The 11,997-nt window shown below is 54.8% G+C and carries 7 protein-coding genes; 4 read left to right on the top strand and 3 right to left on the bottom strand.

Going from position 1 to position 11,997, the window contains the following annotated elements:
• Position 1: 1 nt before the first annotated feature.
• Positions 2–571, bottom strand: coding sequence for a TetR/AcrR family transcriptional regulator (locus MHH28_RS17110; protein WP_405104267.1), 570 nt, complete (start codon positions 569–571; stop codon positions 2–4).
• A 200-nt stretch (positions 572–771) separates the two neighbouring features.
• Between MHH28_RS17110 and MHH28_RS17105 the strand changes: the two genes are divergently transcribed.
• On the top strand, positions 772–1,785 hold the full coding sequence (locus MHH28_RS17105) for a ketoacyl-ACP synthase III (protein WP_405104266.1): 1,014 nt from the start codon (positions 772–774) through the stop codon (positions 1,783–1,785).
• Positions 1,786–1,998: 213 nt separating this feature from the next.
• On the opposite strand, the gene MHH28_RS17100 is transcribed toward MHH28_RS17105, so the two are convergent.
• The gene (locus MHH28_RS17100; RefSeq protein ID WP_405104265.1) at positions 1,999–3,024 is read right to left on the bottom strand and encodes a LacI family DNA-binding transcriptional regulator; all 1,026 of its coding nucleotides are present in this window, start codon (positions 3,022–3,024) and stop codon (positions 1,999–2,001) included.
• Positions 3,025–3,317: 293 nt separating this feature from the next.
• On the opposite strand from MHH28_RS17100, the gene MHH28_RS17095 reads away from it, so the two are divergent.
• A complete protein-coding gene (locus MHH28_RS17095) occupies positions 3,318–8,528 on the top strand; it encodes a carbohydrate binding domain-containing protein (protein ID WP_405104264.1) in 5,211 nt (1,736 codons plus the stop codon).
• Positions 8,529–9,143: 615 nt separating this feature from the next.
• Here MHH28_RS17095 and MHH28_RS17090 read toward each other — a convergent pair.
• Positions 9,144–9,698: a GbsR/MarR family transcriptional regulator gene (locus MHH28_RS17090; protein ID WP_405104263.1), complete on the bottom strand. Its 555-nt coding sequence runs from the start codon at positions 9,696–9,698 to the stop codon at positions 9,144–9,146.
• 254 nt (positions 9,699–9,952) lie between these two features.
• Between MHH28_RS17090 and MHH28_RS17085 the strand changes: the two genes are divergently transcribed.
• Both MHH28_RS17085 and MHH28_RS17080 read left to right on the top strand, forming a co-directional pair.
• Entirely contained in the window at positions 9,953–11,152 is a 1,200-nt protein-coding gene (locus MHH28_RS17085; protein ID WP_405104262.1) for a glycine betaine/L-proline ABC transporter ATP-binding protein, read from the top strand.
• The gene (locus MHH28_RS17080; RefSeq protein ID WP_405104261.1) at positions 11,149–11,985 is read left to right on the top strand and encodes an ABC transporter permease; all 837 of its coding nucleotides are present in this window, start codon (positions 11,149–11,151) and stop codon (positions 11,983–11,985) included. The genes MHH28_RS17085 and MHH28_RS17080 overlap by 4 nt, the downstream gene beginning before the upstream one ends.
• Positions 11,986–11,997 lie beyond the last annotated feature (12 nt).

Below are 11,997 nucleotides of genomic sequence, written 5' to 3'. Positions count from 1 at the left end.
CTTAAAAGATAGACTTAAGCTCCAGCAAATCGCGCCAGTTGCCTGAATACCGGACCCCGTTATTCGTGAGCAGGGCAGTGATCCCGTGCACCATGGACCAGAGTGAGATTAACTGAGTGGTGAACTCGGTCTCCGGCAGACCGTTGCTGCGGAACACTTCAAAGGTTGTGCTCCTGAACAGGGCAAATGGCGGATAACTGTCAGCATTATAGTTGTCCAGATCAATGACTATACCTGAATGGTAGAACAGAAACTGGAAATACTGCGGATGCTCTATGAAAAAATCAATATAAGCCTGCCCCAGCAGGATAATCGCTTCAGGATTTCCCTCTTGTCCCTGAACGGAGGTATGCAGGGTGTCCATGAACTGGCCGGTGACATGCTCCCCCATGGCGGCTACGAGTTCATCTATATTTTTGAAATGACTGTAGGGGGCGGTGTGGCTGACCTCACATTCGGCAGCGACCTTGCGCAGGGAGAAGCTGTTGATGCCTTCCAGGTTAATCAGCTTAATGCCAGCTTCTATAAGCTGGTTGCGTAAATTGCCGTGGTGGTAAGGTTTCTCCTTCATGGTATGCGTTCATCCTTTCGTTCTTGCCAATTATCTTAACGTTGTTAAGATTGTAACAGGTCATCTTTACACCGTAAAGATAAGATGTTCTTACAGAGTATTCCCTGAATAAATTTTGCAAATAGCTTAGGAGTGAGTTATTATTAGTACCAAGTACTAATATCAGATACTATATTAAAAATTTGAAATATGAGGTGAGCATGATGAAGGGTGCAAGAATTACAGCCATCGGATCTTACGTGCCGGCCCGGAGACTTACGAATCAGGATCTGGAGCAGATGGTGGATACCAACGATGAGTGGATTGTGCAGCGGACAGGAATCCGGGAACGCAGAATCAGCCGCGGGGATGAGTATACCAGCGATCTGTGTACAGCCGCTGTCCAGGATATGATGCTGCGTTATGGAAAAAGTGTCCAGGATGTCGATATGGTGCTTGTGGCGACCAGCACGCCTGATTTCTCTTTTCCATCCGTGGCGTCCATTGTGCAGCATACCCTTGGGATTCCGCTGACTGCGGGTGCGATGGATCTGAGCGCCGCCTGCGCCGGATTCGTGTATGCTCTGCATACGGCTCATGCGCTGGTGTCCTCGGGACTGCATCATAAGGTGCTGGTCATCGGGGCCGATGCCCTGTCCAAGATCACGGATTATACGGACCGCAGCACCTGTATTCTGTTCGGGGACGGAGCTGGGGCTGTGCTGGTAGAGAGCGGGAGCGGTCAGGATGATTTCATGGGGTTCCATCTCGGCAGTGATGGAGGCGGGGCGCAGCATGTCTACCGCACAGGGCTGGCGGACAAGGTGAACGGAGTGGAGCTTAACAATTCAGGCCTGCTGGTACAGAACGGGCGTGAAGTCTTCAAATGGGCGGTCCGTACGGTTCCTCAAGGGGTACAGCAGGTGCTGAAGAATGCCGGAGCCGACCTTGCGGAAGTAGACTGGTTCATCCCGCACAGCGCCAATCTGCGGATCATTGAACCGGTCTGTGAACGGCTGAATTATCCGCTGGAGCAGGCGTTATACAGTCTTGAATATTTGGGCAATACCTCGGCAGCCAGTATTCCGCTTGCCCTTGATCTGGGTATCCGGGAAGGGAAGGTACGCAGCGGCCAGCAGGTACTGCTGTACGGATTCGGTGCGGGGCTTACCCATGCGGGCCAACTGGTCAGACTGTCACTGGACCCTCAGGTAGCTGAGCCTACTCCGCTGTGATGCGGGCAGGATAGAGCAACAAGGACAGGCCAATGCGGGGGCCAAGCCGAAAAATGGTCCCCAAAATCAGAAAAACGGTGCCTTGAAGCTGCCCGTTAAATGAGCGATTATAGTATCTAAAGCGTTGTCGGGTGGGTGCGTAATGCAGCCAGACGAAGTTCTGAGCTGGAGGGGAGGGATGGCAGGACAGATCCGGGATAGAAGTCAGGAGGTTCAGAGGTTCAGGCGGTTCAGCCCGCTGCCGCAGGATTCACGGATGATCAGCGCGGGTTCTACAACAAACGAGCCGCCCTCAGATTGGTTGTTGATGAGATCGAACAGCATATGGGCGGCAAGTACACCCAGCCGCTCCTTGTTCTGGCGGATAGTCGTCAGCGTAGGGCTGGTATACTGGCAGGCCTCGATATCGTCACAGCCGATGATGGCCACATCCTCGGGAACACGCAGACCCTGCTCCTTCAAGGCGCGGATTGCGCCGAGGGCGAGGAGGTCGGAGGCGGCGAAGACCGCTTTTGGTAACTCTCCCGACTCCAATAACGAGTTCATCGCTGCGTAACCGCTGGGCTCGAAGAAATCGTCGCCATGCACGAACCACTTAGGATTCATGACCAGGCCGAACCCTGCAATGGCTCTGACATACCCTGCTTCCCGCAGGTTGGAGATGTCCGAATCCGCTGTACTGCCTATGAACCCAAGCTCCCGGTGCCCGAGCAGGTAGAAATGCTCCACCACCTTGGTGGCAATCTGGTAATTGTCTGACATGACATACCCGGATTTCTTGCCGGTCAGCTCCAGGTCAACGCCGATGCAGGGAATATGGCTCCGGTCCAGCTCCTGTATCGCAGGCTCCATCTGCTCTCCCGAGATAATAACACAGCCGTCCACATGGAAATGCAGGCAACGCGCGTAGTAATCACCGCTGTTAATGAACTTCTCATTCGAGAAGAAGATCAGGTCATATCCCAGCACGCCCATCTGCTTCTTGAACGAATTGAGCACCTCCACGAAAAAAGGATGGGTAAATTCCACATTCAGCTCACCGGCAAAAATAACCCCGATCAGATTCGACTTCTTGGTGGCCAGCGTCTTGGCCGAGCTTGAGGGGGTATATCCGGTTTGTTCGATGATTTCGAGCACTCTTCGTTTCGTTTTTTCGGAAACATCGCTGTAATTGTTCATGATTTTGGAGACAGTGGATATAGACACCCCGGCCATTTCAGCAATTTTTTTGATATTCATTTGCATGGCTATGCTCACCCCCGCTTCATAGTTATAACAGGGCCAAAAGACGGGTATGCCAGGGTTACTCAAGGCTACTGACCGTTCGCTTGGACACTCTCTGCTGTCAAATTGCAGTCCTTTCTAGAGTCTATTCAACTTGCCGAAACAAGTCAAAGGTTAATTGCATTCAGAGGAAACGCATGGAGAGAATCGAAACCGATTTCGGTCCGTGGGCTTGAGAGTAAGTGGAGAGCTGCGGGACGATGGAATTACGGTAAGACGGACTCTAATCCAGAGGAGGCATACACGGAATGAAAAAGAATATACCGGCGTTGTTAGCAGCCGCAATAATCGTTACCGGACTTCTATCGCCGCTGGGCAGCGGCGGGGCTGAGGCGCACGCTGCTCACAACAGGGTGACAACGCCTGCAGGGGCAACGGCCGCCTTGCAGAGCGGGAGCGTGGCAGATGATGAATTGAAAGCGTTTACGGATATACAACCGGACAGCTGGGCGGCTCATGCTGTACAGCGCTGGAGCCGCAGCGGGGTAATCTCCGGCTACGGGGACGGCAGCTTCCGGCCGGAACAGCAGGTGACCCGGGCAGAGTTCGCGGCTATCGTCAACCGTATATTCGGCTATAAGGACAAGGCGGCTGTGCTTCCGGCAGATGTTCCGGCAGCGGCCTGGTACAAGGACGATATTGCCAAAGCGGTAGCGGCAGGGTATCTGAGTGCAGGCACAGATCAGCGTATGAAGCCCGCCGCGCAGCTTACGCGCGGGGAGGCGGCAGTGGCGCTGCAGAAGATTTTTCGGCTGGAGCCGGGCGATCAAGCCAAGGGCTTGTATAGCGATCTGGCCGGGGCAGACAGCGGCGTAGTCTCGGCAGCGCATGCACTTACGGCAGCCGGTTATATGCAGGGTTATCCCGGAGGATTGTTTAAGCCGGACGGGAAGATCACCCGTGCCGAGCTGGCGAAGCTGGCGGATACGCTGGTGCAGGAGCTGCTCACCACCGGCGGGGAAGTGAAGCTGGGTAAGGTGAAGGGCAATGTCGTGCTAAGCCATAAGGATATTATACTGGCGGACACTGTGATTGAAGGAAATCTCTATCTTACCGAGGGAATAGGGGAAGGAACGGTCCGGCTTCAAGGGGTGCAGGTTACAGGCACAACCTATATCCGCGGCGGCGGGGCACAGGGTGTGAGCCTTACCGACAGCAGTCTTGGGTCTATTCAGGTGGCGAAGCCGGGGAGCAGTGTCCGTATCCTTGCCAGCGGGACGACAACCGCCGGAACGGTGCACCTTGATTCCGGTGTGATCCTTGAAGAAGGTACGCTTACCGGGGAGGGATTCACCAATGTTGTACTCCCGGCCGGAGAGCGGACGGTCACGCTGATTGGCAATTATGGGGTTGTATCCACCGCTGATCCGTCAGGAGGCAACCTCACACTGAGCTTGTCAGGCAAGGTATCCAAGCTAATCTGGGGCATCCCCGGCAACCTGGTGCTGATGAATCAAGCGCAGGTGGCGGAGCTGCTTCTCACAGCCGGTGCACTCGGCACCGCAATTACGGGCAGCGGCAGCTTCGGTACGGTGCTGAATCAGGCGGAGGGTGTGACAGCCGCCGGCATCGCTCTCATGCAGGGCAGCCGCAGCAACCTGAATCTGGCCTCGCCGCAGGCCAGTCAGCCGCCTGTTGCCGGCGGCGGAGCAGCGGCAACGGCTGAACCGGCTGTCACGGCTACGCCGGAGCTGACACCGACACCAGAGGTTACGCCGGAGCCGACACCAACACCGACGCCGACGCCGGAGCCGACGCCAACATCGACGCCGGAGGTTACACCAACGCCAACGCCGACGCCGGAGGTCACACCGACACCTGAGCCGACACCGACGCCGACGCCGGAGCCGACACCAACACCGACGCCGGAGGTCACACCAACACCGGAGCCGACACCAACACCGACGCCGGAGCCAACACCAACACCGGAGCCGACGCCAACACCAGCGCCGACCCGTGATCCGTGGAGTCTGGTGTGGAATGATGAATTCGATGACAATGTCATCGATTCCGCGAAGTGGACCTATGATCTCGGCGATGGGACTGCTGTCGGGAATCCGGGCTGGGGCAATAATGAGCTGGAGTATTACACCAAGGATGCGAAGAACGTGAAGGAGCAGGACGGCAGGCTGATGATTACCGCACATAAGGAGACGGTGGGCGGCAAGCCGTATACTTCTACAAGAATTAAGACCAATGGCTTGTACAGCAAAATGTACGGCAAATTCGAGATCCGGGCGAAGGCGCCGACCGGCAAGGGGCTGTGGCCGGCGATCTGGATGCTGCCGGAAAGTTATGAGTACGGCAATTGGGCGGCCTCCGGGGAGATTGATATTATGGAAGGCTGGGGCAGCCGCCCGAATGTGGTTGCCGGAACGATCCATTATGGCTCCCAGTGGCCGGACAATGTCTATTCCGGCAAGGAATATGTGCTGCCGGGCGGTTCGACTATTGAAGAGTTCCATACGTACTCTATCGAATGGGAGCCGGGAGAGATCCGCTGGTATGTGGACGGGGTGCTGTTCTCTACCAAGAATGACTGGTATAGCAAGAGCAGCGGCCAGCCTGCCGTCAATGCATATCCGGCACCGTTCAACCAGAAGTTCCATCTGCTGATGAATCTGGCGGTGGGCGGAAACTTTGACGGTAATCCTACGGAGGAGACCGTCTTTCCAAGTTCGATGGAGATTGACTATGTCAGAATCTATGAGCTGACCGGCCGCGAATACCGCCAGCCGGTACCGGTTGAGCTGGAGAAGGAGCCTTACCCGGAGGGGGCGAAGCCGCCGCTCACAGACGGGAACTTCATTTATAACAGCGGGTTCACTGAGCAGGCGGAGGGAGATCCCGGGCTGGGCATCCCGAATACGGCGCACTGGGTACTGTATAAGGATGAAGGCGCAGATGCAGCGCTATCTCTGGAGCAGGCAGGCGGCACAAACCTCCTCAAGGTGAACATCTTGAAGCCGGGCGGCAACGCCTATTCGATTCAGCCGCAGGCGATTGTCTCGCTGGCGAAGGGCAGATATTACAAGCTGAGCTTCGATGCCAGAACGGATACGGCGCGGGAATTCACTGCCCGGCTGACCGGCGGTGCACCGCTGGGCTTCCCGTCCTATTCCCCGGCGTTCAAGGCTGTCCTGACTCCGCAGCTCCGGCATTACGAGACGATGTTCCAGATGAAGGAGAGCTCGGACAATGCCGCGCGGGTGGAGTTCAATCTGGGCACCAACGCTTCTCCGGTATGGCTCGGCAATGCACGGCTTGAAGAGATCGGCAGTATTCCCTTCGATCATGACAGCGCCAAGACGCCGCTCGGCAGCGGCAACCATCTGTACAACGGCAGCTTCGATCTGGGCGAACCGGACCGGATGAGCTACTGGCATATTGGGGCTTCAGGCGAAGCGAAGGTTACTCCGCTGGTTGGGGCTGACGGCCGCCTGAAGCTGGACATTGCAGGCACGGACAGCAGCGGCAGCGAGGTTACCCTGCAACAGAAGGGAATCTTCCTGGTGCAAGGCCAGGACTACAAGCTGAGCTTCGAGGCGGACAGCTCTTCCGCGCGAACGGCAGTCGTTGAACTGCGCAGCCAGGACGGAACGGTATACGCTTCGGAGCCGGTCGGGCTTACGGCAGGTCATCAGCAGGCTGAGGCGGTGTTCAAGAATCTCGCGGGAGCTACGGATCATCTCGGACAATTCGTGCTGCGGCTTGACGGGACGGCAGGTACGGTCCTTCTAGATCAATTCGTGCTGGTGCGCACCAGCTCCTATTATGATCCTGACCTGATCTATTACCCGCTCTCGAACGGGGATTTCAGCTTCGGGCTTACCGGCTGGGAACGGCTGCTGACAGAAGACGGCGGGCAGAGCACGGCGGCAGCGGTGGACGGGGCGGCGAAATTCAGCATTGCGAACACGGGCAATCAGGCGTATTCGGTGATGCTTTTCCAGAATAACCTGAAGGTTGCGGCGGGTCTCGATTATGTCATTGAATTCGATGCCAGTGCGGGTGTGGCCCGGCAGATGAGTGTGAAGGCAGAGAATGCGAGCTATTCCCCTTCCATTGATAAGATAGTAGAGCTGTCTCCTGCGATGAACCACTACAGATTCGAATTCCGTCAGGGCACGAATGATATGCTGTCGCTCAAATTCCTGCTCGGTAAGGTGGGCGGGGTCAGCGTTCCGCAGAATCATGACATCATCATCGACAATGTGCGATTCGAGATCAAGGGTGCCCCGGCGAAGCCGCAGGAGCTGCTTGCCGACTCTACAGCCAACCGGGTATCACAGCCGATTGAGCTTACCTATATCGAGAAGGCAGAATGGTCCGGCAGCATTAAGGCTGTTAAGATCAATGGCGTCACGCTTGCGCCGGAGCTGTATCAGGTGAAGCCGGGAGCAATCATTATTCAGCCTGCCGCCTTCCCGGCAGAGGGAAGCTATACCATTACCGTGGAAGCGGAAGGATATGTCAACGCCAGTGTGGTTCAGAGCATCCTGGCGAATGATAACAATCTGGTCGTCAACGGCTCATTCACCGGCGGCAGCTCAGGCTGGTCCACCTGGTCCGGTGAAGGCGGAGCTTCCTCCTTCCATGTGGTGGACGGAGCAGCGGAGGTGCTGATCACGGCGGCCGGGTCACAAGCCTGGCATACCCAGCTCTATCAGGAGAAGATTCCGCTTGAGGCAGGCAAGACTTATGAATTGAGCTTCAAGGCGAAGTCCACGGTTCCCCGGCAGATTGTCGTGGAATACAGCGGAACCTCTGCCCAGGCAGCCCAGGCGAAGTTCGACATTACAGCTACGTGGGCGACTTACAGCACACAATTCAGTGTGACCAACAACAGTCCGCTGAAGTTGAACTACCTGATCGGCGCAACCATGGGTGAGGATAAGACAGCCAATCATACGCCGCATACGATCTCTTTGGACGATATAACGGTCCGGGAGGTAACGGGTGGTCCGGTCACTCCTCCGGCCAGCGGCAAGCTGGATAATGGCACATTTGATGCAGAGCCGGCGCTGAAGGGCTGGACCCAGTATTTCGAGAGTACCGGAAATGCAGCAGTCCAAAATGGGGAGCTTGAGGTGTCGCTGGGCTTCACGGGATCTGCCAACTACGCCGCCCAGGTAGATTACAGGGATCTGAAGCTGACTCAGGGTAAAAGCTACACCTTGAACTTCAGCGCCCGTTCGGATATCAACCGGATGATTGAAGTAGCAGTCGAGCATTTCGGAGGAGATTATACGAAATATTTGCAGACAACCGCCGTTGCCTTGACTGGCGAAATGCAGCGCTTCAGCTACACCTTCACCATGAACGGCGGAACGGATGCAGGTGTTCATCTGGTCTTTCTGCTGGGGCTGAATCCCGGAAACAGCGAAGAGACGAATGCGGCTATCGAGGCAGGCAATCATATCTACATCGATGACGTCAGTCTGATCGAGAATCCGTAAGTTAACGAAAGACAGTACATCAACATGCGAAAACGGCCGCGGTCCTTGAATTCAAGGGTCGCGGCCGTTTTGATACTTGTATGGAAACTATAGTCACCCTGGTAGAGCATCATATGGCCGAATGTATGTGGAAAACAGCATACATTGTGATATCAAATGCAGGCGATGGCCCGAATGTATGTGAAAAACAGCATACATTCGGTGCTCAAACGCAGGCGATGGCCCGAATGTATGTGGAAAACAGCATACATTGTGATCAAATGCAGGCGATAGCCCGAATGTATGTGAAAAACAGCATACATTTGCTAGCGTGCGGGTGTCCAAAATAGGTAGTTCCATTTCCCGCTTAAACAGTGGAGAGGACGAAACGACCCGCGGAGAAGCGATAGCGGTCGCCTTGGTCTCCGGATTTTCACCGAATAGGGGAATGAAAAAAATCTGGAGACCACAGCGATTGTAACAACGTTTCGTTCACGGAGCGTCCTCACCGAGCGCAAACGTCCATCCAACTCCAAAACAAGGGATGTCCCTGCCATTTCATGGCTTATGGGACATCCCCTTTTGGTGACAGCCTTTTCAGCATGTGCAGAATACTTTGAACGCATAAGGCTGATATTATTCTTTAGGAATTAATTCAAAGATCTTGCCGGTTTCAAGCGACTCGATCAGCTTCAGCAGCCAGCGGTAATATTTGATGGCTTCCTCAATTTTGATCTCATCGGTGTGGAGCAGCCGGGTAGTGTCAGGCTCGTCCGCATAATCGATTTTCATCTGCCGGATCTCGGCGAGCGATTTGTTCAGGGCGGTCATATTCCCTTCCACCGCTTTTCTCCATTTAATGGAGAAGTAATCGCTGAAGTTCTGATGCCAGTCGGGAACCACCTCGAACAGATCCTTGCGGGTGCCCTTACCCCAGACTTTGTCGATCATCTTCAGATCCAGCAGCGTACGCACCCCAGTACTCATTGAGGTCTTGCTCATGCCCATGTTACTGCTCAGTTCATCCAGTGTGACCGGGCCCTCCTTGAAGTACATGTAGCCGTATAAATGCCCGATGGACAAGGTGATGCCGTATAAATCCATGTTTTTGCCGATAGAATCAATCACTCGTTCACGGGCCTTGCTGATCTTCTCTATTTGCTCGGGCTGAAGCCCCTCTAAATCGTTCATGATGTCCCTCCTGAGGAATAGGCTGACAGGCTAGAAACCTCTCCAGTGTATTGTAATCAAATCCTTGGCAAGAAGTAAAGAATTCATCAGTAATGGAATACGGCGTTAAACAGAGTATTCTATACGTAAAGTTTGTAAAGTTAAAACTGTACACTAAATTTTAACCGAATATGCGCTTTGCTTCTCTTTTCGTAAGTCCGTTACACTAGGTCAGTAGCATTAACCCGAAAGTATAAGGGGAGAAGGAGGTCACCATGGCAATTATAGAGGTGAAAGAGTTAACCAAAGTATTCGGTCATGATGCAGCACGGGCGCTTCCATTATTAGAACAAGGCTGGTCCAAAGAAAGAATCGCCAAGGAAGCCAAGCTGACGGTCGGAGTGAACAAAGCCGAATTCAGCATTGAAGAAGGAGAAATATTCGTCATTATGGGATTGTCGGGCAGCGGTAAATCGACGCTCGTCCGTCTATTGAACCGGCTGATTGAGCCGACCGGAGGACAGGTGCTGTTCAAAGGCAAGGACGTTGTCAAGATGAACCCGGAGCAGCTAAGAGAATTCCGGCGGAAGAATATCGGTATGGTCTTTCAAAAGTTCGCGCTGTTCCCGCACCGCAGTGTGCTGGCCAACGCAGAATACGGACTGGAAGTCCAGGGTGTGGAGAAAGGCAAACGAACCCGGCTGGCGATGGAGGCTCTGGAGCTTGTGGGGCTGAAGGGCTGGGAGAATCACCGTCCGGATCAGCTCAGCGGAGGCATGCAGCAGCGTGTCGGTCTGGCGCGCGGTCTGGCCAATGATCCTGACATTCTGCTGATGGATGAAGCCTTCAGTGCGCTTGATCCGCTGATCCGCAAGGATATGCAGCAGGAATTGCTGGAGCTGCAATCCAGAGTGAAGAAGACGATTGTCTTCATCACGCATGATCTGGATGAAGCGCTGCGGATCGGGGACCGTATTGCCCTGATGAAGGACGGGGTCATTGTCCAGATTGGATCGCCGGAAGAAATTCTTATTCAGCCTGCGAACAAATATGTGGAACGCTTCGTAGAGGATGTGGATCTGTCCAAGGTCTTGACGGCTTCGCATGTGATGCGCCAGCCGGAGATGATCCGCCCGGAACGCGGACCCCGGGTTGCCTTGCAGCTGATGCGGGACAGCGGGGTCTCCAGCCTGTATGTGGCGGATAATGAGATGCAGCTGCAAGGTCTGCTGACAGCGGATAATGCCTCACAGGCCTTGAAGGAGAATCGCAGTATCCTGGAAGTGATGCAGCGCGAGATTCCCCGTGTCCAGCCGGATACCCTGCTGAATGATCTGTTCGAGCTGATGTCGGAGACGCATCTGCCGGTGGCAGTCGTCGGAGAAGGCGAGAAGCTGAAGGGAATTGTGATCAAAGGGGCAGTGCTGTCTGCCCTGGCCGGTAACGCGGTTCCGGAAGGAGGATTTCATTCATGAATTTACCCAAAATCCCGCTCGGGAAGGGCGTAGAATGGATCGAAAATTGGCTCACAACCTACTTCGGTCCGATATTTGACTTCATTCATGCTGTGATCGGCGGAATGGTGAGCGGAATCGATGCGGCGCTGAATTTCCTGCCGGCTCTTGTGCTCACCCTGCTGATCGCCGCTCTGGCCTACTGGATCGGCAAATGGCGGATGGCACTGTTCGCAGTGCTCGGACTCCTGCTGATCGATAATCTTGGATTATGGGGTCCTTCGATGCAGTCGCTGGCCCTTGTGCTGACAGCCTCCATATTGGCGGTGGTGATCGGGGTTCCGCTGGGAGTATTCTGTGCGCAGAGCCGGACCTTCCAGAACATCGCCACCCCTATCTTAGACTTCATGCAGACGATGCCGGCGTTCGTATATCTGCTTCCGGCCGTGTCTTTCTTCTCGCTGGGGGTCGTTCCCGGTGTCATTGCTTCTATTATATTTGCGATTCCGCCGACGATCCGCTTAACCAACCTGGGGATCCGTCAAGTCTCGCCGGAGCTGGTGGAGGCTGCGGATGCCTTCGGTTCAACGGCAGGGCAGAAGCTGTTCAAGCTTCAGCTGCCGATCGCCATGCCGACCATTATGGCCGGTATTAATCAGACGATCATGCTGTCGCTGTCCATGGTTGTTATCTCGTCGATGATCGGGGCCCAAGGGGTCGGGGCTTATGTGTACCGTGCGGTATCGCAGGCCAAGACCGGTGCGGGCTTCGAGGCGGGGATTGCCATTGTTATTATTGCCATACTGCTGGATCGTCTGACCCAGAAGCTGTTCAAACCCAAACAACAAGGATAGGAGTGTATGATG

Source organism: Paenibacillus sp. FSL K6-1217 (assembly GCF_045040735.1).
GTDB lineage: Bacteria > Bacillota > Bacilli > Paenibacillales > Paenibacillaceae > Paenibacillus_AQ.
The sequence above is the reverse complement of the archived record's forward strand: the minus strand, read 5'-3'. Positions and strand labels throughout refer to the sequence as shown.